Source organism: Pseudomonas cremoricolorata (assembly GCF_000759535.1).
Taxonomy (GTDB): domain Bacteria; phylum Pseudomonadota; class Gammaproteobacteria; order Pseudomonadales; family Pseudomonadaceae; genus Aquipseudomonas; species Aquipseudomonas cremoricolorata_A.
The window spans coordinates 739,774-762,947 of sequence record NZ_CP009455.1 but is presented as its reverse complement, the minus strand read 5'-3'; the positions used below and the strand labels follow the sequence as shown (position 1 = coordinate 762,947).

The following is a 23,174-nucleotide window of genomic DNA, read 5'->3' as shown; positions in this document are numbered from 1 at the left end:
TCATGGAGAACAACCAGCCCATCATCGTCAAGCGCGTCAAGCGCTTCGGCGACGGCCACCACGGCGGCGCCTGGAAGATCGCCTTCGCCGACTTCGCCACGGCGATGATGGCGTTCTTTCTGGTGTTGTGGCTGTTGTCCACCGCGACCCCGGAACAGAAGATCGCCATCGCCGGCTATTTCCAGGACCCTATCGGCTTCGCTGAAAGCGGCACGCCCTACGTCATCGACCTGGGCGGGACGCCGCAGATGGCCCCGGACAAGACCATCAATCCGGAAGAGAAATTCGAGACCACGCCGCAGGTCACCCCTGAGGTGAGCAAGGACCAGGTCGAGAGCATGGCCGAGCAGGTCGAGCGCGAGCGCCTGGAGTTGCTGTTGCAGGAACTGCAGAACAAGGTCAACGAGAACCCTGAACTGCAGAAGTTCAAGGACCAGATTCTGTTCGAGATCACTCAGGATGGCCTGCGCATCCAGATCATGGATGCCGAGAACCGGCCCATGTTCGATCTGGGCAGCGCGCGTTTGCAGCCGTACTTCGAAGACATCCTGCTGGCCATGGCCGACACCATCAAGGCGGTGCCGAACAAGATCAGCGTCAGCGGCCACACCGACGCCAAGCCGTTCGCCGGCAGCGGCGGTTTCGGCAACTGGGAACTGTCTGCCAACCGCGCCAACGCCGCGCGGCGGGCGCTGGTGGCCGGTGGCTACCCGGACGACCAGGTGGCGCGTGTGGTGGGCTACGCTTCATCCTCGTTGTTCGACCGTAAAGACCCGCTCAACCCGGTCAACCGGCGTATCGACATCGTCGTGCTGACCAAAAAAGCTCAGCGCGACATCGAAGGCGAGCAGGGCAGCCAGCACAACCCTGCGGCGCCGGCCGACCAGCCGCCGTCCAGTGCCACCCCGCAGGGTGCAACACCGGCCAGCGGCACCGCACCCAGCGGTGCGACGCCGGGGCCGGTCGAGCAAGTGCCGATGCAGCATCGCGAGCTGCGCCAGAAGCTGAACATCTTCGAGGACGGCACCCTGCGCATGGAAGACACCCAGGAATAGCCCGCAACGTGCGCAACGAAAAACGCCCATGAATCACTCATGGGCGTTTTTGTATGCGTGCTGCAGGCAGCGCACGGATCAGTAGCTGTCTTCCGGCAGGCTGGCGATGATCGACCGGTAGCTGTGCATGCGCTGTGGCTTGATGCGGCCGTCTTCAAGGGCCATGAGCAGGGCGCAACCCGGTTCGCGGTCGTGCTTGCAGTCGCGGAAGCGGCAGGTGCCGAACAGGTCGCGGAACTCGATGAAGCCCTCTTCGACGTCATGGCGACTGACGTGGACCAGGCCAAACTCGCGAATTCCGGGGGAGTCGATCAGGTTGCCGCCGTTGGGGAAGTGGTACAGCCGCGCGGTGGTGGTGGTGTGGGTGCCTTGCCCGGACCACTCGGAGAGGTCACCGACACGGGTCTGCGCCTGTGGCAGCAGGCTGTTGACCAGCGACGACTTGCCCACCCCGGACTGGCCGACGAACACGCTGATGTGTCCGGCGAGCATCGCCTGCAAACGCTGCATGCCGTCGCCGTGGTGCGCCGAGACTTCCAGCAGCGGGTAGCCGAGGTCACGGTAGACCTCGAGCAGGGCGTTCAGCGCCGGGCCGTTGTCTTCGTCGATCAGGTCGGCCTTGTTCAGCAGCAGCAGGGGACGAATGCCGGCATGCTCGGCTGCCACCAGGTAGCGGTCGATGAGGTTGGGATGCGGCTCGGGCGCCGGGGCGAAGACGATGACGATGAGGTCGACGTTGGCAGCCACCGGTTTGAGTTGACCGTGGTTGTTCGGCCGGCGCAGCTCGGTGCTGCGCGGCATCTGCGCGACGATCACGCCGATGCCCTGGTTGCCTGCGCGCCATACGACACGGTCGCCTGTGACCAGCGCCGGCAGGTTGGCCCGCAGGTGGCAGCGGAACACTTGCCCGGCGCTGTCGCCGTCCTGGGCTTCGACTTCCACTTGCACACCGAAGTGGGCGATCACCAGGCCCAGTTGCTCCGGGCCCAGGTCGCCGCCTTCCAGTTCCTTGAGGGTCTGCTGCTCGCGCTTGGCGGCACGAGCGGCGCGCTCGCCCTGGATTTTTTCGATGCGCCAGTTCTGGCGGCGATTGAGTTGGCGTTTGGCCATGAACTTCCCGTGGAGGTGGCTGCTGGAAAACAGCCGGCAGTCTAGCACGGCCCGCCTGCTACGGCCCGTCAGGCACGGGCTGGCGAGCTTTGGCGGTACGGGCGGCTAGGCTACTATGACGCATCATTCAAGGAGCGCTTATGTCCAACCCACAGAACCTGATCTGGATCGACCTGGAAATGACCGGTCTCGATCCAGACACCGACGTCATCATCGAGATGGCCACCATCGTCACCGACAGCGAGCTCAATACCCTGGAGGAAGGCCCGGTGATCGCCATTCATCACAGCGATGAAGTGCTGGCGCGCATGGACGAGTGGAACACCCGTACCCACGGCAATTCCGGGCTGACCCAGCGCGTGCGCGACAGCCGCGTCAGCATGGCCGAGGCCGAGGCGCAGACCTTGGCCTTCCTCGAGCAATGGGTGCCGCGCGGCAAGTCGCCGATCTGTGGCAACAGCATCTGCCAGGATCGACGTTTCCTGTATCGCCATATGAAAACGCTGGAAAGCTACTTTCACTACCGCAACCTCGACGTGTCCACCCTCAAGGAGCTGGCCGCGCGCTGGGCACCGCATGTGCGCGACAGTTTCCAGAAAGGTGGCACGCACCTGGCGCTGGATGACATCCGCGAGTCGATCGCAGAACTGCGTCATTATCGCAAGCATTTCATCAAGTTCTGAGGCCCGGCGGCCGCGATTGTCAGGCTGCCCCCTTCTGGTGCGCAGGCAGACTGGGTAGACTGCGCGCCTTTCGCGCCCGGACCTGCCGCCATGCTGCTCATGCTCTACCTGATCGCCATCACCGCCGAAGCCATGACCGGGGCATTGTCGGCGGGTCGCCGCGGCATGGACTGGTTTGGTGTGGTGCTGATTGCCTGCGTGACCGCGCTCGGTGGCGGCTCGGTACGCGACGTGTTGCTCGGGCATTACCCGCTGACCTGGGTCAAGCACCCGGAATACCTGGTGCTGACCAGCCTGGCGGCGATCGTCACCATCCTCATCGCACCATTGATGCGCCGCTTGCGCTCACTGTTTCTGGTACTCGACGCCCTCGGCCTGGTGGCCTTCACCCTGATCGGCTGCATGACCGCACTGGAAATGGGGCACGGCATGCTGGTGGCGTCGATCAGTGGGGTGATCACCGGTGTGTTCGGCGGCATTCTGCGCGACATCTTCTGCAACGACATCCCGCTGGTGTTTCGCCGCGAGCTATACGCCAGCGTGTCCTTCGCCGCGGCCTGGTTCTACCTGGGCTGTGTGTACTTCAAGTTGCCCGCCGAGCAAGGCATGCTGCTGACCCTGTTCGGCGGCTTTCTGCTGCGTTTGCTGGCGATTCGGTTCCATTGGGAAATGCCCAAGTTTCACTACAACGATCAGCAGTGAAGCGAGCTGCAAGTCGCTAGCGCCTAGCTGCAAGTACCTGGCGACTCGCCGCCAGAGCGGCGCTGATGTTCGGCAAGCGCCCATTCGACGTGTTCCCTTACCAGTTCCGAAGGATGCTCGCGGCGTGCCTTGAGGGCTTCCAGGACGGGGATGGTCGAGGGCGCATTGCCCAGGCCCACCGCCAGGTTGCGCAGCCAGCGCTCGTAGCCGGCGCGGCGCAGTGGCGAGCCTTCGCTGAGGCTGAGAAAGCGCGCCTCATCCCACAGGAACAGCTCGGCCAGCTCGGCGTTGTCCAGGCCGTGGCGCGGCATGAAGTCGGCTTCCTCGGTCGGCTTGGCGAAGCGGTTCCACGGGCAGACGATCTGACAGTCGTCGCAGCCGAACACCCGATTGCCGATCAGCCCGCGCAATTCCACGGGGATGGCGTTCTTCAGCTCGATGGTGAGGTAGGAAATGCAGCGCCGCGCGTCCATCAGGTAGGGCCCGACGAAGGCTTGCGTCGGACACACATCAAGGCAGGCCTGGCAGCGGCCGCAGTGTTCGCTGGCCTGGGCCTCGTCGACCGGCAGCGGCAAGTCGACGAACAGCTCGGCGAGGAAGAAATAGCTGCCGGCTTTGCGGTTGAGCAGCAGGGTGTTCTTGCCGATCCAGCCCAGGCCGGCCTGTTGCGCGATGGCCTTTTCCAGCACCGGCGCACTGTCGACGAAGGCCCGGTAGCCGAACGGGCCGATGGCCTGCTGAATGCGTTCGGCCAGGTGCTGCACGCGTTTGCGCACCAGCTTGTGGTAGTCGCGGCCCAGGGCATAGCGCGAGATGTAGGCTTTTTCCGGTTGGGCCAGGCGTTTGGCCATCTGCGTGTCGCCGGGCAGGTAGTCCATGCGCAGCGAGATCACCCGCAAGGTGCCGGGAATCAGCTCGGCCGGGCGCGAGCGCTTGCTGCCGTGGGCGGCCATGTACTCCAGCTCACCGTGATACCCGGCGTCGAGCCAGCGCTGCAGGTGCTGTTCGTGTTCGCCCAGCTCGATGCCGGCGATGCCGACGTGGGCAAAGCCGAGTTCACGGCCCCAGTCCTTGATCGACTGGGTCAGTGTGGGCAGGTCGGGGAGGCAAGCGGACATGGACGGATAAGGCAATACGGGCTCAGGTGCGTATAATTCTGCCAGACATCGGAGCCCTTGACCCCATGCCCCAGACCAAACGTCCTACAAACCCTGCGCACCCCCTCGTTGCGCGTGACCTCCCAGGCCTGGCTGCACGCAAACCGAGTGCCCACAAAGGCGACTTCGGCCATGCGCTGGTGGTCGGTGGCGACTTGGGCACCGGCGGCTCAGTATTGCTCAGCGCCGAGGCGGCGTTGCGCTGCGGCACCGGCCTGGTCAGCGTGGCGACGCGCCCTGAGCACGTGGTGGCCGGCCTTGCGCGTTTGCCGGAAGTCATGTGCCTGGGCGTGAGTTCGGCCAATCAGCTGGTCGGTGTGCTCGAGCGCGCCAGCGTCGTGGTGGTCGGCCCGGGCCTTGGCCAGGCGGCCTGGGGACGCAGTCTGCTGTCGGTGGTCGCGCGCAGCCCACAGGCACAGGTGTGGGATGCCGATGCGCTGAACCTGCTCGACGGCGAGCCGCTGGCCTTGCCGGCCGGCAGTATTCTCACGCCACACCCTGGGGAAGCTGCGCGGCTGCTGGGCATTTCCACCGAAGCGGTGCAGGCCGATCGACCTTGGGCGGCGCGCAAGCTGGCCCGGCGACATGCCAGTGTCTGCGTGCTCAAAGGCGCTGGAACGCTGATCGCAGGGCCGGAGGGGGAACTGGCGCTGTGCAACCGTGGTCATTCAGCGATGGCTGGCGCAGGCTTCGGTGATGTTCTCACTGGTGTGCTGGCGGCGCTGCTGGCGCAGGGGCTGGACGCCTGGCAGGCGGCTCAATTGGGCGTGTGGCTGCATGCCTGCGCCGGGGAGCGCCTGGGCGTGCAGGGCCGAGGCCTGGCTGCCAGTGATCTGATTCCCGTCATTCGCAAGTTGTTGGAGGAACATTCAGCGTGTCAGGCATAACCCTTTTTCTTGCCGACGAAGCGGCTACCGTAGCCTTCGGCGCGCGCCTGGCGGCGGTCACCGGTGGACATGGCGTGATCTTTCTCGAAGGGGACCTGGGCGCGGGCAAGACCACCCTGTCCCGCGGCCTGATCCGTGGCCTGGGGCACGCCGGTGCGGTGAAGAGTCCGACCTTTACCGTCGTCGAACCCTACGAAATCGGTGCCCTGCGCGCCTATCACTTCGACCTCTACCGCCTGGTCGATCCGGAAGAGCTGGAGTTCATGGGCATTCGTGACTATTTCGAGGAAGACGCCCTGTGTCTGTTCGAGTGGCCAGAAAAGGGTGCGGGCGTTTTGCCAAAGCCTGACCTGACCATTACCATGAGCCCGCAGGCGGGCGGACGCTCCCTGGTCCTGTCGCCGCAGGGTTCTCGCGGCGAAGCATGGTGTGCCGCTCTGGCCGCCAACAATAATCAGCAAGTGGGGTAGGTATGCGCAGACGCGCACTGGTCGCCGTTGTCGGGCTGCTGCTCAGCGCGGTGACCCTGCAAGCGTGGGCTGTCACGCAGGTCAAGAGCATGCGCCTGTGGCGCGCGCCGGACAATACACGCCTGGTCTTCGACCTTTCCGGCCCTGTTCAGCACAGCGTCTTCACCTTGAGCGCGCCCGATCGTCTGGTCATCGACATCAATGGCGCCACCCTGGGCGGTTCGCTGAATGCTTCGACCTCCAACACGCCGATCACCAGCGTCCGTTCGGCCCAGCGCACGCCCACTGACCTTCGGGTGGTCATCGATCTGAAGAAATCGGTCACGCCCAAGAGCTTCACCCTGGCGCCCAACGCCCAATATGGCAATCGCCTGGTGGTCGATCTATACGACCAGGAGGCCGATGCCGTGGCGGCCAGCACGCCGACGCCGACGGTCGCGCCAACCCCGCCGGTAGTGCCACCGGTGACCACCCCTGCAGTGCCGGTCACGCCGGCTCAGCCACAGATCAAGCTGCCGCCGGTACCCAGTGGCAAGCGCGACATCGTGGTGGCCATCGACGCCGGACATGGCGGCGAAGACCCTGGGGCTTCCGGCGGACGCGGCCAGCACGAAAAAGACATCGTGCTGCAGATCGCCAAGGAACTGCAGCGCCAGATCAATACCGAGAAGGGCTTCCGCGCCGAGCTGACCCGTACAGGCGACTATTTCATCCCGCTGCGCAAGCGCACCGAGATCGCCCGCAAGAAGGGCGCTGACCTGTTCGTGTCGATCCACGCCGACGCCGCGCCGTCCAAGGCCGCGTTCGGGGCCTCGGTGTTCGCCTTGTCCGACCGCGGCGCCACCTCTGAAACCGCGCGCTGGTTGGCCGACACGGAAAACCGCTCCGACCTGATCGGTGGTGCCGGCAACGTCAGCCTCGACGACAAGGACCGCATGCTCGCAGGCGTGCTGCTCGACCTGTCGATGACTGCCACGCTCAGCTCCAGCCTCAACGTCGGGCAGAAAGTACTGGGCAACATGGGCCGCATCACCTCGCTGCACAAACAACGCGTCGAGCAGGCCGGATTCATGGTGCTGAAGTCGCCGGACATTCCCTCGATTCTGGTCGAGACCGGCTTCATCTCCAACGCCAACGAGGCGGCCAAGCTGGCCACCCGCAGTCACCAGCAGGCCCTGGCGCGCTCGATTCATACCGGCGTGCGGCAGTTCTTCCAGCAGAACCCACCGCCGGGCACCTACATTGCCTGGCTGCGCGACAGCGGCAAGATCGCCCAGGGCCCGCGGGATCACACCGTACGCCCCGGTGAAACCCTGGCAATGATCGCCGTGCGTTACCAGGTCAGCGTGGTGAGCCTGCGCAGCACCAATGGCCTTAGAAGCGATGAGCTCAAGGTCGGTCAGCACCTGAACATTCCGGCGACCACGCTGGCGTCGCAACAATGAGTGGCGGTTCGCGTATCGAGCTGCTCAGCCCGCGGCTCGCCAACCAGATTGCTGCCGGTGAGGTGGTCGAGCGGCCAGCATCGGTGGCCAAGGAATTGCTGGAAAACAGCCTCGACTCCGGTGCCCGGCGCATCGATATCGAAGTCGAGCAAGGCGGGGTCAAGCTGCTGCGGGTGCGCGACGACGGTGTTGGAATCTCCGCCGACGACCTGCCACTGGCCCTGGCCCGTCACGCCACCAGCAAGATTCGTGAACTCGAAGACCTTGAAGGGGTGCTGAGCCTGGGCTTTCGCGGCGAGGCACTGGCGTCGATCAGTTCGGTGTCGCGCCTGACCCTCACCTCGCGTACCGTCGAGGCCAGTGAGGCCTGGCAGGTCGAAACCGAAGGTCGCGACATGGCGCCGCGGGTCCAACCTGCGGCGCACCCGGTCGGTACCTCGGTCGAAGTGCGCGACCTGTTTTTCAACACCCCGGCGCGGCGCAAGTTTCTCAAGACGGAAAAGACCGAATTCGACCACCTTCAGGAAGTCATACGGCGCCTGGCCCTTGCGCGTTTCGATGTCGGTTTCCACGTGCGCCACAACGGCAAGACCGTGCTCAGCTTGCACGAAGCGCCGGACGACACCAGCCGCGCGCGCCGCGTCGGCAGCATCTGCGGGCCGGGTTTTCTCGAGCAGGCCTTGCCGGTGGATGTCGAGCGCAATGGCGTGCGTCTATGGGGCTGGGTTGGACTGCCGACGTTCTCGCGCAGCCAGGCCGACCTGCAGTACTTCTTCGTCAACGGCCGTGCGGTACGCGACAAACTGGTCGCCCACGCCGTACGCCAGGCCTACCGGGATGTGCTGTTCAACGGCCGCCACCCGACCTTCGTGCTGTTCCTTGAACTGGAACCGAGCGGGGTGGACGTCAACGTTCACCCGACCAAGCATGAGGTGCGCTTCCGCGAGGGGCGCATGGTTCACGACTTTCTCTACAGCACCTTGCACCGCGCCCTCGCCGATGTTCGCCCGGACGATCAGCTCGCCGCCCCCGCCGCCGCCCCCGAGGTGCCCAGGCCCAGCGGCACCCAGGCCGGCGAGTTTGGCGGACAGGGCGAAATGCGCCTGTCGGCATCACTGCTGGAACCGATGCAGGCCGCGCCTTCGCAGGCGGCGCCTGGCAGTGGCAGCGGTGCGGGCTATCAGTACAACTACTCGCCACGCCCCTCGCAGCCCGTGCCAGCCGCCGAGGCGCAGGCGGTCTATCGCGAGTATTTCGCGCCGTTAGGCAGTGGCGCGGCCCCTGGCCTGCCCGAATCACAGGGTGATATCCCACCACTCGGCTATGCCCTGGCGCAGCTCAAGGGCATTTATATCCTCTCGGAAAACGCGGTCGGGCTGGTGCTGGTGGACATGCATGCGGCCCACGAACGCATCATGTACGAGCGACTGAAGATCGCCATGGCCAGCGAGGGCTTGAGTGGCCAGCCGTTGCTGGTGCCCGAGTCTCTGGCGCTGAGCCAGCGCGAAGCCGATTGCGCCGAAGAACACGCACAATGGTTCCAGCGTCTGGGCTTCGAGTTGCAGCGCCTGGGTCCGGAAACCCTGGCGATCCGGCAGATTCCGGCGTTGCTCAAGCAGGCCGAAGCCAATCGTCTGGTGCAGGATGTGCTCGCTGACCTCATGGAGTACGGCACCAGCGACCGTATCCAGGCGCACCTCAACGAGCTGCTCGGCACCATGGCCTGCCACGGCGCGGTACGCGCCAACCGGCGTCTGGCGCTGGCCGAAATGAACGCTTTGCTGCGCGATATGGAAAACACCGAGCGCAGCGGCCAGTGCAACCACGGCCGTCCAACCTGGACGCAGATGGGCCTGGACGATCTGGATAAACTGTTCCTGCGCGGTCGATGACATGAGTGGCAAGCCCCCGGCAATATTCCTGATGGGCCCGACTGCGGCGGGCAAGACCGATCTGGCCATCGAGCTGACGAAACACCTGCCTTGCGAACTGATCAGCGTCGATTCGGCGCTGATCTACCGCGGCATGGACATCGGCACCGCCAAACCCTCCAGGGAGGTGCTGGCCGCCCACCCGCACCGGCTGATCGACATCCTCGATCCCGCGCAGAGCTATTCGGCCGCAGAGTTTCGTCATGATGCCCTGCAGGCCATGGCCGAGATCACCGCGCGCGGCAACATTCCGCTGCTGGTCGGCGGCACCATGCTCTATTACAAGGCGTTGCTCGAAGGCCTGGCCGACATGCCGGCGGCCGATCCGCAGGTGCGCGCCGAGCTCGAAGCCATCGCCGCCGAGCAGGGGCTGGGTGAGCTGCACCGCCTGCTGGAGGCGGTCGATCCGGTCTCGGCCGCACGCATCCATCGCAACGATCCTCAGCGGTTGATTCGCGCGCTGGAGGTGCAGCGGGTCAGCGGCTTGAGCATGACCGAACATCGCCAGCGTCAATTGGCTGAAAGTCGCGATCCAGACACAGGCGCGTCGGGCCATTTGCCCTATACTGTGGCGAGTTTGGCGATCGCTCCTACAGATCGTCACATTTTGCATCAGCGAATTGCGTTACGATTTTCCCAGATGCTGGAACAGGGCTTCGTCGACGAGGTCCGAACGTTGCGAGCCAGGGCCGATCTGCATGCAGGTCTGCCGTCCATACGGGCGGTGGGTTACCGGCAGGTGTGGGAGTACCTCGATGGCCAACTGGACGAGGCGCAGATGCGCGAACGCGGCATCATCGCAACCCGGCAACTGGCCAAGCGGCAGTTCACCTGGTTGCGCGGGTGGTCTGACGTTCAGTGGCTCGACAGCCTGGCTTGCGACAATCTGTCTCGCACCTTGAAATACCTGGGAAGCGTCTCCATATTGAGCTGAGTCCCTGCCAATTGCCGTCTATTCTTGCGAAAGGTCGGCGGAATTCGTTGTTTTTTCTGATTTTCTATTATTGATCCTTACAGGAGTGCGGCATATGTCAAAAGGGCATTCGCTACAAGACCCTTACTTGAACACCTTGAGAAAAGAAAAGGTCCCGGTATCCATCTACCTCGTCAACGGGATCAAACTGCAGGGCTCAATCGAATCCTTCGACCAGTTCGTCGTGCTGCTGAAGAACACCGTCAGCCAGATGGTCTACAAGCACGCGATCTCCACCGTGGTTCCTGCCCGTCCGGTGCGTCTGCCCAGCCCATCCGACGCCGATCACGGTGACAGCGAACCAGGCAACGCCTGATAGGAGTCCGTATTGTTCTTTGAGCGCCACGGTGGTGGTGAACGGGCCCTGCTCGTTCACTTGGAAGGACAGAACCCTGAGGCGCGCGAAGACCCGCAGGAGTTTCAGGAGTTGGCCCTCTCGGCCGGGGCAGAGATCGTGCAACTGGCGACGGTCTCGCGCCATCAGCCCACGGCCAAGTTCCTGATCGGCAGCGGCAAGGTCGAAGAGTTGCGCGACCTGGTCAAGACCGAACACGTCGATCTGGTGATTTTCAATCACACCCTCACCCCCAGTCAGGAGCGTAACCTCGAACGCGTGTTCGAGTGCCGGGTGCTCGACCGCACCGGGCTGATCCTCGACATCTTCGCGCAACGCGCACGTACCCATGAAGGCAAACTGCAGGTCGAGCTGGCTCAGCTCGAGCACATGAGCACGCGCCTGGTACGTGGCTGGACCCACCTTGAGCGGCAAAAGGGCGGGATCGGCATGCGCGGGCCGGGGGAGACCCAGCTGGAAACCGACCGGCGTCTGCTGCGGGTGCGCCTGCGGCAGATCAAGTCGCGTCTGGAGAAGGTCCGCAGCCAGCGCGAGCAGGCTCGCCGTGGCCGACGCCGTGCCGACATCCCCTCGGTGTCCCTGGTGGGCTATACCAACGCCGGCAAGTCGACGCTGTTCAATGCCCTGACCCAGTCAGAGGTGTTCGCCGCCGACCAACTGTTCGCCACCCTCGACCCGACCTTGCGCCGGCTCGAGCTGGCCGACCTCGGTCCGATCGTGCTGGCCGACACCGTGGGCTTCATCCGCCACCTGCCACACAAGCTGGTCGAGGCGTTTCGCGCCACGCTCGAGGAGTCGAGCAACTCCGACCTGCTGCTGCACGTGATCGACGCCCATGAGCCCGAGCGCATGGAGCAGATCGAGCAGGTGCTGGCCGTGCTGGGCGAGATTGGCGCGCAAGGCTTGCCGATCCTGGAGGTCTATAACAAACTCGACCTGCTTGAAGAAGTCGAGCCACAGATCCAGCGCGATGCCGATGGCAAGCCGCAGCGGGTCTGGGTCTCGGCGCGTGACGGGCGCGGCCTGGAGCTGGTGGGCCAGGCGATTGCCGAGTTGTTGGGGGATGACCTGTTCGTCGGTACGCTGCGCCTCGAGCAGCAGTACGCGCGCTTGCGCGCGCAGTTCTTCTCGCTTGGCGCGGTACGCAGTGAGGCCCATGACGAACAGGGCAGCAGTCTGCTGGACGTGCGTTTGCCCCGGGTCGAACTCAATCGCCTGGTCAGCCGGGAAGGCCTGGAGCCTCAGGTGTTCATCGAACAACACACTTTGCAATAAATGCCCATCGAGGTCGCCGGGCAGCGGTGACAGGCATTCTGTAGCATTGGCCGGCGCGCCGTGGGCGCGTCTTTGCTTTATCAGATGGAGAGCGCTATGGCTTGGAATGAGCCGGGTGGCAACTCGAACAATCAAGATCCCTGGGGCGGTCGGCGCGGTGGCGGCGGCGGTGGTGGCGACAAGAAGGGGCCACCGGATCTCGACGAGGCCTTCCGCAAGCTGCAGGACAGCCTGAACGGCATGTTCGGTGGTGGCAAGAAACGCGGTGGCGGTGGTGACCGCAACATCGGCAAGGGCGGCGGCCTGGGCCTGCTCGGCATCGGCCTGGCCGTGCTGGCGGCCATCTGGCTGTACAGCGCCGTGTATGTGGTCGACGAGCAAGAGCAGGCCGTGGTTCTGCGCTTCGGCAAGTACTATGAAACGGTCGGGCCGGGCCTGAACATCTACTTCCCGCCGATCGATCGCAAGTACATGGAAAACGTCACGCGCGAGCGTGCCTACACCAAGCAGGGGCAGATGCTCACCGAAGACGAAAACATCGTCGAAGTGCCGCTGACCGTGCAGTACAAGATCACCAACCTGCAAGACTTCGTGCTCAACGTCGACCAGCCGGAAATCAGCCTGCAACATGCCACCGACAGCGCTCTGCGCCACGTGGTCGGTTCCACATCGATGGACCAGGTGCTGACCGAAGGCCGTGAACAGATGGCCGTGGACATCCGCGAACGTCTGCAGCGTTTCCTCGACACTTACCGTACCGGCATCACCGTCACCCAGGTGAACGTGCAAAGCGCGGCAGCCCCGCGTGAAGTGCAGGAAGCCTTCGACGACGTGATCCGTGCCCGTGAAGACGAGCAGCGCGCCCGCAACCAGGCCGAGTCCTACGCCAATGGCGTGGTGCCGGAAGCCCGTGGTCAGGCGCAGCGCATCATCGAAGATGCCAACGGTTACCGCGACGAAGTCATCGCCCGCTCCAAGGGTGAGGCCGACCGCTTCACCAAGCTGGTGGCCGAGTACCGCAAGGCCCCTGACGTGACCCGTCAGCGTCTGTATCTGGAGACCATGCAAGAGGTCTACAGCAACACCAGCAAAGTCATGGTGGCGACCAAGGATGGGCAGAACAACCTGCTCTACCTGCCGCTGGACAAGATGGTCGAAGGCAGCCGCAACGCACCGTCCTCGTCGAATAACGCCTCGCCGTCGGTCAACGACGCCGCCGCGCGCACGACCCAGGACTCGCAATCGCAACAACAGGCGCCGCGTACCAGGGAGAGCCGCTGATGAGCAATAAATCGCTGTTCGTCCTGATCGCTGCGGTGGTCATCGCCGTGGTTGGCTGGAACTGCTTCTATATCGTCGCGCAAACCGAGCGTGCGGTCCTGCTGCAATTCGGTCGCGTGGTTCAGGCCGACGTCCAGCCTGGCCTGCATGTGAAGGTTCCCTACGTCAACCAGGTGCGCAAGTTCGATGCACGCCTGATGACCCTCGACGCGCCCACTCAACGCTTCCTGACCCTCGAGAAGAAAGCGGTGATGGTCGATGCCTACGCCAAATGGCGGGTCAAGGACGCCGAGCGTTACTACACCGCCACCTCCGGCATGAAGCAGATCGCCGACGAGCGTCTGTCCCGTCGTCTGGAAAGTGGTCTGCGTGACCAGTTCGGTAAGCGCACCCTGCACGAAGTGGTGTCGGGTGAGCGTGACGCGCTGATGGCCGACATCACCGCTTCGCTGAACCGCATGGCCAACAAGGAACTGGGCATCGAGGTGATCGATGTGCGGGTCAAGGCCATCGACCTGCCCAAGGAAGTCAACCGCAGCGTCTTCGACCGCATGAGCACCGAGCGTGAACGTGAGGCTCGCGAGCACCGTGCCAAGGGTAACGAGCTGGCCGAAGGTATTCGCGCCGACGCCGACCGTCAGCGCCGTGTGCTGCTGGCCGAAGCGTATCGTGAGGCCGAGGAAACCCGCGGTGATGGTGATGCGCAGTCTGCTGCCATCTACGCCAAGGCCTACGGTCAGGATGCGGACTTCTACGCCTTCTACCGCAGCCTGCAGGCGTATCGCGAGAGCTTCTCCAGCAAGAGCGACGTGCTGGTCCTGGATCCGAAGAACGAGTTCTTCCGCTACCTGGACAAGAGCAAGCCGTGATGTGAGTCATCCCGCCGGGCGCCTAAAATGCTCGGCGGGGTGCATCCCGAATCAAAAGCGGTGTATGATCGGGCAGCCGGGAAATTCCCGGCTTTTTTGCGTCTGCAAGGTCCGTTTGCTGCTAACGGAGCCCTGCATGTTCACGACGTCACGTATTCACAGGGTGTTGGCACGGTGGTAGCGCTGGGATCGGTGCTGCCCGTCATTGTGCGCCAACACCTGCTTCACTCAAGGCTGCCCGCGGGCAGTCCGCCCGGACCAGAGGGGAAATGGCGTAATGGCAACGGTAGACCGCTGGCTTCTGCCAGATGGCATCGAGGAAGTACTGCCACCTGAAGCGGCGCGCATCGAGATTGCGCGGCGTCAGGTGTTGGACCTGTTCCAGAGTTGGGGCTACGAGCTGGTCGTCACCCCGCATATCGAGTACCTGGAATCGCTGCTCACCGGTGCCGGCCAAGACCTGGATCAACGCACCTTCAAGGTGGTCGATCCACAGTCTGGTCGCCTGATGGGTTTCCGTGCCGACTTCACGCCCCAGGTCGCGCGCATCGACGCGCATACCTTGCGCCGCGAAGGCCCGAGCCGTCTGTGCTACGCCGGTAGCGTGCTGCACGCCCAGCCGCGGGCCCTGTCGACCTCGCGCAGTCCGATCCAGCTCGGCGCCGAGCTGTACGGCGACGCCAGCCCCACCAGCGACGTGGAAGTCATCAGCCTGATGCTGGCGACCCTGCAACTGACCGACGTCGCCGATGTACACATGGACCTTGGCCATGTCGGTATCTACCGCGGCCTGGCTCGCGCCGCCGGCCTGTCCGGGGCGATCGAGCAACAGCTGTTCGATGCCCTGCAGCGCAAAGCCGTCGATGAAGTGCATGTGCTGACCACTGGCCTGCCACCTGACCTGTCCGCCATGCTGCGCTCGCTCACCGAACTGTGCGGCAGCCGCGAAGTGCTCAACGAAGCCCGCGTGCGCCTGGGCCGTGCTCCTGCCAGCGTGCTGGCGGCACTCGATGACCTGCTGGCGATCGCCGACCGTCTGGCGGCGCGCTATCCGCAGTTGCCGCTCTATTTCGACCTAGGCGAGCTGCGTGGCTACAACTATCACACCGGTGTGGTGTTCGCCGTGTTCGTGCCCGGTGTCGGTCAGTCGATCGCCCAGGGCGGGCGTTACGACGACATCGGTGCCGATTTCGGTCGGGCGCGTCCGGCCACCGGTTTCTCGACGGATTTGAAGACCCTGGTGACACTGGGGCGAGCTGAGGTCGTACTGCCGACAGGTGGCATCTGGATGCCCGACAGCGGCGATGCGGCCCTCTGGCAGCAGGTCTGCCAGTTGCGCAACGAGGGCCAGCGAGTGGTTCAGGCACTGCCTGGACAGCCGCTGAGCGCTGCCCTCGAGGCGGATTGTGATCGGCAATTGATTCAGCAAGACGGGCGCTGGCAGGTACTGCCGCTTTCCCAATGAGTTTCTGCGTCGGCAGTAGGCCGGCACCAAGTTTGCGAATGAGGACAAGTGTTATGGGTAAGAATGTCGTCGTCCTGGGCACCCAGTGGGGTGATGAGGGCAAAGGCAAGATCGTCGATCTGCTGACCGAACATGCAGCCGCCGTCGTGCGCTACCAGGGCGGCCACAACGCCGGTCACACCTTGGTCATCGACGGTGAGAAAACCGTGCTGCACCTGATTCCGTCCGGCATCCTGCGCGAAGGCGTGCAGTGCCTGATCGGCAACGGTGTGGTGGTGGCTCCCGATGCGCTGATGCGCGAGATCACCAAGCTCGAAGAAAAAGGCGTACCGGTGCGTGAGCGCCTGCGCATCAGCCCGGCTGCGCCGCTGATCCTGTCCTATCACGTAGCACTCGATCAGGCCCGTGAAAAGGCCCGTGGCGAAGCCAAGATCGGCACCACCGGCCGCGGCATCGGCCCGGCCTACGAAGACAAGGTCGCCCGTCGCGGCCTGCGCGTGGGTGATCTGTTCCACCGTGAACGTTTCGCCGCCAAGCTGGGCGAGCTGCTCGACTACCACAACTTCCAGTTGGTCAATTACTACAAAGAGCCGGCCATCGACTTCCAGCAGACCCTGGACGAGTGCATGGCCTACGCCGAGCAGCTCAAGCCGATGATGCTCGACGTCACCGCCGAACTGCACCAGTTGCGCCGCGCCGGCAAGGACATCATGTTCGAAGGCGCGCAAGGCTCGCTGCTGGACATCGACCACGGCACCTACCCGTACGTCACCAGCTCCAACACCACCGCTGGCGGCATCTCCACCGGCTCCGGTGTCGGCCCGATGTACATCGACTACATCCTCGGCATCACCAAGGCCTACACCACCCGTGTCGGTTCTGGTCCGTTCCCCACCGAGCTGTTCGACGACACCGGCGCGACCCTGGCCAAGCGTGGCCACGAGTTCGGTTCCACCACGGGCCGTGCGCGTCGTTGCGGCTGGTTCGATGCAGTCATCCTGCGTCGCGCCATCGACGTCAACAGCATCTCGGGCATCTGCCTGACCAAGCTGGATGTGCTCGATGGTCTTGAAACCATCAACATCTGCGTGGGCTACAAGAACGCCGATGGCGATGTGATCGAAGCACCGACCGACGCCGACAGCTACATCGGCCTGCAGCCGGTGTACGAAACCCTGCCGGGCTGGAGCGAGTCGACCCTGGGCGTGAAGAGTCTGGACGGCCTGCCGGCCAATGCGCGTGCCTATATCACCCGCATCGAAGAGCTGATCGGCGCGCCGATCGACATCATCTCCACAGGCCCGGACCGCAACGAAACCATCGTGCTGCGTCACCCGTTCGCCTGATCAGCCGTAACCGCTGAGCCAACGCCGCGCTCCCGCCAGGGACCGCGGCGTTTTTCTTGGGCGCTCGATCGACTCGCTACCAGACCTTGGCCGATACGCCTGCTGTGGCGGCATAACCCTTGCTGTAAGAAGTTTCTGTAGATGCCATCAAAATAGTGGCGCCAGAAAACACGAGGGTCATACCGTGTCTGCCATTCCTTCATTGTTACGAAGCCGCCTGCTGCGGCCTGTGTTCGTTGCGTTGGGTATCGCGCTTTTGGTGCAGGTGCTGGTGGCCGTTGCACTGACCCGAAGCACGGTCAGCGCCCTGGAAGATGAACTGGGCGAACGCCTGGGCGACGATAGCCGCCAGCTCACGGCTGATCTGCAGCAAGCCGGGCTGGACGTGCGCGCCGGTCTCGACAGCCTGTCCAGCAGCACCCGCCAGCGCCTGAGCGCGGGGTTGTCCGAACGTCTGCACAGCGAACAGCAGCAACTGCGTGCTTCGCTGGAAACCTCGCTCAAGGAGTCGGCCAACGACATGGCCGAGCTGCTCGCCTCGGTAGCGCCGCGGGCGATCTGGGACAGCGATGTGCCGGTGCTCTCGGACTTCGCCCGGCGCGCCCAGCGCAACCCGAATGTGTTGTTCGTCGTGTACGACGATGCCCAGGGCCAGCACCTGACCCGCTACCTCAACCGGCAAAACCCCATCAACCAGGCGCTGATCGACAAGGGCCAGGGCGAGCGCGCCTTGGACAAGGTCATCGATGCCGCTCGCCGCGACCCGGCGGTTTATTTCGTCGAAGCGTCGATCAACCCCAATGGCGCGGAAATCGGCAAGGTGCTGCTGGGGGTGTCCACTGCGGGCATCGAGCAGCAACTGCAAGCCCTCGACCAGCGCTTCGCCGCGCTGATCGCAAGCGGTGAGCAACTGGTGGGCGAGAGCCTGGTGGGGGCGGCCACCGACAGCGGCAACACCCTGCGCCAACGCCTGGAAAAAGCCCAAGGCAGTGCCAGCGCCATGCAGGCCAATACCGCTCAGGCGGTGCGTGAGGCCAGCGGCGAACTGCGCTGGCGCATCGGCCTGGCCCTGGCGGTGGTCGGACTGGCCATGCTGGGGGTGCTGGCGGTGGTCCTGGGCCGGCGAGTGCTGAGCAAGTTGCGCCTGCTGATTACCGCGCTGGATGATCTGGCAGCAGGCGAGGGCGACCTGACCAAGCGTGTACCGCTCGACAGCCGCGACGAAATCGGTGACATGGCCTCGGCGGTCAATCGCTTCATCGACAAGCTGCAGCCCATCGTCCGCGAGGCCGGTGAGGTGGCCCAGCGCACCGGTGTCGAAATCGCGGCCATGGCCCAGCGCAGCAGCGGCGCCGACACGGCAGCAGCCTTGCAACGCGATGAAGTGGCGGCCAGCTTGCGTGACCTGTCGAGCATGGCCGACGAGGCTCAGGCGGAAAGCCAGGCGATGCAGGCAGCGTTGCAGCAAGTGGTGGGTATTCGTCAGGCCACCGATGAAAACAGCCGCGCCTCGACCCAGTTGGCCGGGCTGATCGAGAACCTGGCCGGGCAGGTCGATAGCGGCTCGCAGGTGATCGAGCGCCTGGCCAAGCAGAGCGAGCAGATCGAGGTGGTGCTGACGGTGATCCATAGCATCGCCGAGCAGACCAACCTGCTGGCATTGAACGCTGCCATCGAGGCGGCCCGCGCCGGCGAGACTGGCCGCGGCTTTGCCGTGGTGGCCGATGAGGTGCGGGCGTTGGCGAGCAAGACGCAGAGCTCGACCGGCGATATCCAGGCGCACATCACCGCGCTGCAACAAGGCGCCAAGGAAGCGGTGGCGACCATCGATCAAGCCGGGCGCAAGGCCAGTGAAGGGCTGCTGGTGCTGCGCGACAACGAGCGTCGCCAGCAGTCGGTGCAGGCGGCGGTCGAGCAAGTGCATGCGGCGATTGGTCTTGCTACCCGCGCTGCGGCTCAGCAGGCCAATGGCGCACAGGCTGTGCGTGGGCGGGTCGAAACCATCCATAGCCAGGCTGAGCGTTCTGCCGAAGTGGTGATGCAGACCACCGCCAGCAGCAAGGTGCTGGACGACCTGGCGGCGCAGTTGCGGGCGAGTCTGGGGCAGTTCAGGGCGTGATGGCCTGCCTGACCCTACAGGTCAGACAGGCCATCAGGTTTACGCCTTGTTCAGGTACATCCGCGTCGTCAGCAGATAGACCGGCAAGCCCGACACCACGATCAGCAAGGCCGCATACGGCGCCGCGGCGGCGAACTCGACGTTGGCCGTGTGCGCCCAGACCTCGGTGGCCAGGGTGGTCATGCCGGTGGGGCTGAGCAGCAGGGTTGCGGTCAGCTCTTTCATGGCGTCGAGGAACACCAGCGCGAAGGCTGCGGCCAGGGCCGGGAAGATGATCGGCAGGGTCACTCGGCAGAACGCGCCGAGGCTGCTGGCACCCAGGGTGCGCGCCGCCTCTTCCAGGGTCGGTGAGGCCTTGTTCAGTGCGGTACGCACCGGGGCCTGGGCCAGCGGCAGGAACAGCAGCGAATAGGCCAGAATCAGCAACGCCGTGGTCTGGTACAAGGCCGGCACGTAGTGCAGGGCGAAGAACACCAGGGTCAGGGCGATGACCAGACCGGGCAGGGCGTGCAGCAGGTAGGGCAGGCGCTCGGCCCAGATCGCCAGGCGACCTTTGTAACGCACCACCAGGAAACTGATCGGCAAGGCCAACAGCACGCAGAACGCCGCGCCGCCCAGCGACACCGACAGCGAGGTGAGCAGCGCGGTGCCGATTTCCGCCACCGGGAAGGCTGCCGACGAGCCGACGCTCAGCCAGTAGCCGAGCATCGCCAACGGAATGCCGCTGCCGAGAATCGCCAGCCCCAGGCAGAACAGCTGCGCCAGTACGCTCCAGCCCTTCAGGCGAATCGGTGCCGCGCGCCGCGCCACGCCCTGACCGATGCGCACGTGACGCGCCTTACCACGCACCCGCAGCTCCAGCCAGAGCATCACCAGGCACAACGCCAGCAGCACCGCCGAGAGCATGGCAGCGTTGGCGTTGCTGAATTCCAGTTCGAACTGCTGGTAGATGGCGGTGGTGAAGGTCTGCAGGCCAAGAATCGACAAGGCGCCGAACTCCACCAGCATGTGCAGGGCGATCAACAGCGCGCCGCCGAGCATCGCCGGCCACAAAAGCGGCAAAGTGACCTTGAAGAACACCCCCCAGCGGTTGCAGCCCAGGGTCCGCGCCGACTCTTCCAGTGAGGTGTCGACGTTGCGCAGGGTCGCTGCCACCGGCAGGAACACCAGCGGGTATTTGGACAGCGCCATGACCAGAATCGCCCCACCCAGGCCCTCGAAATCGGAGCTCAGCGACACCCAGGTGAAACTGCTGACGAACGAAGGCACCGCGAACGGCAGGCACAGTACCACGCCCCACAGGCGCCGGCCGCGCAGGTCACTGCGTTCCAGCAGCCAGGCCAGCGCCATGCCGACCACCATGCAGGCCACGGTGACGCCGACCATCAGCATCAACGTGTTGCGCAGCAGACCCCAGACGAACGGCCGCCAGAGCAGGTGCAGCGCCTCGCGCCAGCCTGCCTCCCATGCCTTGAGAGCGACGTACAGCAATGGCAGCAGGCTCATCGCCACCAGGAACAGCACAGGCAGCACCACCCAGATCGAGGGGCGCTTGCGCCGCGGCACGTAGCGCAGCGGTGCAGGGGTCGGCAGGGCGGCAGTCATCAGAGCAGACCGACCTCACGTTCCAGCTCCAGGGCTTCTTCGGCATTGCCCAGGTCGGCCGGGGTGATGTTCGGCGGACGCAGTTCGTCGAACGGCTTGAGGCCACGGTCCGAGACCATGCCCTTGTGCAGCGGATATTCGGCGGTGGTCTGGGTGATGACGCGCTGGCCTTCTTCGCTGGCCATCCAGTTGAGCAGTGCCTGGGCTTCCTTGGGATGCTTGCTGGCCTTGACCGCGGCGGCGCCGGAGATGGTCACCAGGCCACCGGCGTCACCGTCGGCCAGGTAGTACAGCTTGGAGTCGAGCTTGCCGCGCTCGCGCTCCAGGGCGTACCAGTAGTAGTTGTTGACCAGCACGGCGGCGACTTCACCCTTCTCCACGGCCTTGAGGGCGACCATGTTGTTGGTGTAGGTCTTGCCGAAGGCCTTCAGGCCGGTCAGCCAGTCTTCGGCCGCTTCACGGCCATGCATCTTGAGGATCGCCACCGCCTGTTCCTGGAACGCGCCGCTGGTGGGCACGAAGCCCACGCGGCCTTCCCATTCAGGGTCGGCGAAGTCCATGACCGACTTGGGCAGGTCTTTCTCGTCGATCTTCTTCGGGTTGAACACCACCACACGGGTACGCGCGGTCACGCCCATCCAGGTGCCGTTGGCCGCAACGTATTCCTTGGGCAGCATGTTCAGGGTGGCGTCATCGATCTTCGCCAGCAGGCCCAGCTCGCCAAGGTTGTTCAACGGCGGCGACTCTTCGGTGTAGATGATGTCGGCCGGCGAGCGGTCGCCTTCCTCGATGATCTGGCTGGCCAGCTGGTTGCTGCTGCCCTTGCGGATATTGATGTGGATACCGGTCTTGGCCTCGTAGGCCTTGGCGATGGCCTCGCCGATTTCCTTGTGCTGGCCGTTGTACATGGTCAGCGTGACCGGGGCATCGGCCATGGCTGCCGGGGCGCCGAGGGCCAGACCGAGCACGGCGGCGGCCAGGGTGCGCAGCAGCGAATGAGGGCGGTTCGTCATGCGGGTGGTTCCTCGCTTACGGGTACATATTTGGAAACAATGGTAAACGAAATCAGTTCTCAAGTGGCTGCATGGAAGAAAATTCATTCGCGTTGCCATCCGCCTGACCCCACCCGCTGCGCGCTTCACGGGCGCGGCGTTTCGCCCGCATCGCGCAATGTTTGCCGGTCGCTCGTTGGTGGGCTTGTAGAGCCTGGGTGTTCGACTGCGAGCAATGCCTCGGTACTGTCAGCGATCCTGCGGCGCACCCGCCAGGCCAGCAGCAGAGCGAGCAGCAGTCCACCGCTCAGGCATGCCAGCATCCCGGCGTAGCCCAGGCGGTCGAGCAGCAGGCCGGCCGCCACCGGTGCCGCCAGGCGGGTGATGACGAACAGGCTCGATTGCAATCCATAGTCGCTGGCGCTGCGCTGGCGGCGGCTGAAGAACAGGGTCAGGCCGAACATCAGCGCCGAGACCGCGCCCATGCTCGCCGCCAGCGCCAGCACACTGGCGAGCAACCAGCCACGGCCCAGGCCCAGGGCAACGGTCACGGTCAGCAACGACAGCGCCAGCAGCGCCGCCAGCAGGTAGATGACGATCGCCCGGCCCGTGCCGAGCATTCCAGCCAGACGCCCGCCGATCAGGCTGCACACTGCACCGGTGGCGCCACCAACGATGCCCACCAGCCAGGCGACCTCCTGCATCGGCAGGCCCTGATCGAGCATCAGCGGCTTGAGGTAGAGCCAGGCCGCACCGATGAACGGGAAGGCGCTCAGCAGCAACCAGGTCCACTGGCGCGCGGCCGGCTGGCTGAAGAAGCTCACCCAGTCGGCCACCAGACCACTGGCCGGGGCCGCCTCGGGCGCCTGCAGCTCGGCTCGCTTGCGCAAGGCCAGCAGCGGCAGTACGCCAATGAGCAGCGCTGCGGCCATGATCACGAACGGTGCCTGCCAGCCTAGCCGCGCCTGCACCAGCAACATCGCGCCACCGCCGATGATGGCGCCGAGGAACAACGCCGCCGAGCGGATGCTGCCGGCGCGCAGGTGTTCGCTGCGCGGTAGCCACTGCACGGCCAGGGCGTTGAGCGGAATGTCCATCCAGGTGGCGATGATGCTGATGGCGAAGGTCATGGCGAACAGCGCCAGGCGCTGTTCGATCAGGTTGTTCCGGCCGATCAGCCAGTACAGCACCAGCAGCGCGACGCCGAGCAGCAACAGCCAGTGCACCAAGTGGCCACGACCTAGCCGTACCCGTTGCACCGGAGCCGCCAGCAGGAACTTGAACACCGCCGGTAGGCCGGCCAGCTGGAACAGGCCGATTTCAGTGCCACTCCAGCCGTACTGGCGCATCACCAGCGGCATGCCGAACATCAGGTAGATGCTGGGCACCGCCAGCGCCAGATTGAGCCAGCCGAACAGCAGTTGCAGGCTGGCATTGCGGGTACGGTTCATCGC

Annotated in this window: 20 protein-coding genes and 1 pseudogene; 16 read left to right on the top strand and 5 right to left on the bottom strand. The window is 64.7% G+C overall.

What is annotated here, in order from left to right:
* Positions 1–2: 2 nt before the first annotated feature.
* Positions 3–1,055 (top strand): flagellar motor protein MotB, encoded by a 1,053-nt coding sequence (motB, locus tag LK03_RS03220; protein ID WP_038411037.1) that lies wholly within the window; start codon positions 3–5, stop codon positions 1,053–1,055.
* A gap of 78 nt (positions 1,056–1,133) precedes the next feature.
* On the opposite strand, the gene rsgA is transcribed toward motB, so the two are convergent.
* Entirely contained in the window at positions 1,134–2,165 is a 1,032-nt protein-coding gene (rsgA, locus tag LK03_RS03215; protein ID WP_038411036.1) for a small ribosomal subunit biogenesis GTPase RsgA, read from the bottom strand.
* 140 nt (positions 2,166–2,305) lie between these two features.
* Between rsgA and orn the strand changes: the two genes are divergently transcribed.
* Together orn and LK03_RS03205 are read left to right on the top strand one after the other, a co-directional pair.
* The gene (gene orn / locus LK03_RS03210) at positions 2,306–2,848 is read left to right on the top strand and encodes an oligoribonuclease (RefSeq protein ID WP_038411035.1); all 543 of its coding nucleotides are present in this window, start codon (positions 2,306–2,308) and stop codon (positions 2,846–2,848) included.
* A gap of 90 nt (positions 2,849–2,938) precedes the next feature.
* On the top strand, positions 2,939–3,550 hold the full coding sequence (locus LK03_RS03205; RefSeq protein ID WP_038411034.1) for a trimeric intracellular cation channel family protein: 612 nt from the start codon (positions 2,939–2,941) through the stop codon (positions 3,548–3,550).
* 23 nt (positions 3,551–3,573) lie between these two features.
* Here the strand turns inward: LK03_RS03205 and queG are convergent, their stop codons facing one another.
* Positions 3,574–4,668 carry a tRNA epoxyqueuosine(34) reductase QueG gene (gene queG / locus LK03_RS03200; RefSeq protein ID WP_038411033.1) on the bottom strand — a complete coding sequence of 365 codons (1,095 nt, stop codon included), beginning with the start codon at positions 4,666–4,668 and terminating at the stop codon, positions 3,574–3,576.
* Between the two features lie 65 nt (positions 4,669–4,733).
* On the opposite strand from queG, the gene LK03_RS03195 reads away from it, so the two are divergent.
* The 13 genes and pseudogenes from LK03_RS03195 (at position 4,734) to LK03_RS22765 (ending at position 19,123) form a co-directional block, all read left to right on the top strand.
* Complete coding sequence (locus LK03_RS03195) at positions 4,734–5,594, top strand: NAD(P)H-hydrate dehydratase (protein WP_038411032.1); 861 nt, start codon at positions 4,734–4,736, stop codon at positions 5,592–5,594.
* On the top strand, positions 5,582–6,064 hold the full coding sequence (tsaE, locus tag LK03_RS03190; RefSeq protein ID WP_038411031.1) for a tRNA (adenosine(37)-N6)-threonylcarbamoyltransferase complex ATPase subunit type 1 TsaE: 483 nt from the start codon (positions 5,582–5,584) through the stop codon (positions 6,062–6,064). Before LK03_RS03195 ends, tsaE begins: the two co-directional genes overlap by 13 nt.
* 2 nt (positions 6,065–6,066) lie before the next feature.
* A complete protein-coding gene (locus LK03_RS03185) occupies positions 6,067–7,509 on the top strand; it encodes an N-acetylmuramoyl-L-alanine amidase (protein WP_038411030.1) in 1,443 nt (480 codons plus the stop codon).
* Positions 7,506–9,401, top strand: a complete 1,896-nt coding sequence (gene mutL, locus LK03_RS03180) for a DNA mismatch repair endonuclease MutL (protein ID WP_038411029.1) — start codon at positions 7,506–7,508, stop codon at positions 9,399–9,401. Before LK03_RS03185 ends, mutL begins: the two co-directional genes overlap by 4 nt.
* A gap of 1 nt (position 9,402) precedes the next feature.
* On the top strand, positions 9,403–10,374 hold the full coding sequence (gene miaA / locus LK03_RS03175; protein WP_038411028.1) for a tRNA (adenosine(37)-N6)-dimethylallyltransferase MiaA: 972 nt from the start codon (positions 9,403–9,405) through the stop codon (positions 10,372–10,374).
* 94 nt (positions 10,375–10,468) lie between these two features.
* Positions 10,469–10,729, top strand: a complete 261-nt coding sequence (gene hfq, locus LK03_RS03170; protein WP_028695019.1) for an RNA chaperone Hfq — start codon at positions 10,469–10,471, stop codon at positions 10,727–10,729.
* A gap of 12 nt (positions 10,730–10,741) precedes the next feature.
* Complete coding sequence (gene hflX, locus LK03_RS03165) at positions 10,742–12,043, top strand: ribosome rescue GTPase HflX (RefSeq protein WP_038411027.1); 1,302 nt, start codon at positions 10,742–10,744, stop codon at positions 12,041–12,043.
* 96 nt (positions 12,044–12,139) lie between these two features.
* A complete protein-coding gene (gene hflK / locus LK03_RS03160) occupies positions 12,140–13,324 on the top strand; it encodes an FtsH protease activity modulator HflK (RefSeq protein WP_038411026.1) in 1,185 nt (394 codons plus the stop codon).
* A complete protein-coding gene (gene hflC, locus LK03_RS03155; RefSeq protein WP_028695022.1) occupies positions 13,324–14,193 on the top strand; it encodes a protease modulator HflC in 870 nt (289 codons plus the stop codon). The genes hflK and hflC overlap by 1 nt, the downstream gene beginning before the upstream one ends.
* Before the next feature lie 277 nt (positions 14,194–14,470).
* Entirely contained in the window at positions 14,471–15,658 is a 1,188-nt protein-coding gene (locus LK03_RS03150; protein WP_038411025.1) for an ATP phosphoribosyltransferase regulatory subunit, read from the top strand.
* 53 nt (positions 15,659–15,711) lie between these two features.
* Complete coding sequence (locus LK03_RS03145; RefSeq protein WP_038411024.1) at positions 15,712–17,004, top strand: adenylosuccinate synthase; 1,293 nt, start codon at positions 15,712–15,714, stop codon at positions 17,002–17,004.
* 520 nt (positions 17,005–17,524) lie between these two features.
* Positions 17,525–18,217 (top strand): annotated as a pseudogene (locus LK03_RS22770) (methyl-accepting chemotaxis protein); the annotation flags it as partial.
* 21 nt (positions 18,218–18,238) lie between these two features.
* Entirely contained in the window at positions 18,239–19,123 is an 885-nt protein-coding gene (locus LK03_RS22765) for a methyl-accepting chemotaxis protein (protein WP_430962068.1), read from the top strand.
* Positions 19,124–19,162: 39 nt separating this feature from the next.
* On the opposite strand, the gene LK03_RS03135 is transcribed toward LK03_RS22765, so the two are convergent.
* The 3 genes from LK03_RS03135 to LK03_RS03125 all read right to left on the bottom strand — a co-directional run bounded on the left by LK03_RS03135 (position 19,163) and on the right by LK03_RS03125 (position 23,171).
* Entirely contained in the window at positions 19,163–20,728 is a 1,566-nt protein-coding gene (locus tag LK03_RS03135; protein WP_028695026.1) for an ABC transporter permease, read from the bottom strand.
* Entirely contained in the window at positions 20,728–21,741 is a 1,014-nt protein-coding gene (locus LK03_RS03130; protein WP_038411022.1) for an extracellular solute-binding protein, read from the bottom strand. The genes LK03_RS03135 and LK03_RS03130 overlap by 1 nt, the downstream gene beginning before the upstream one ends.
* Before the next feature lie 125 nt (positions 21,742–21,866).
* A complete protein-coding gene (locus tag LK03_RS03125) occupies positions 21,867–23,171 on the bottom strand; it encodes an MFS transporter (protein WP_081951545.1) in 1,305 nt (434 codons plus the stop codon).
* Positions 23,172–23,174: the final 3 nt, after the last annotated feature.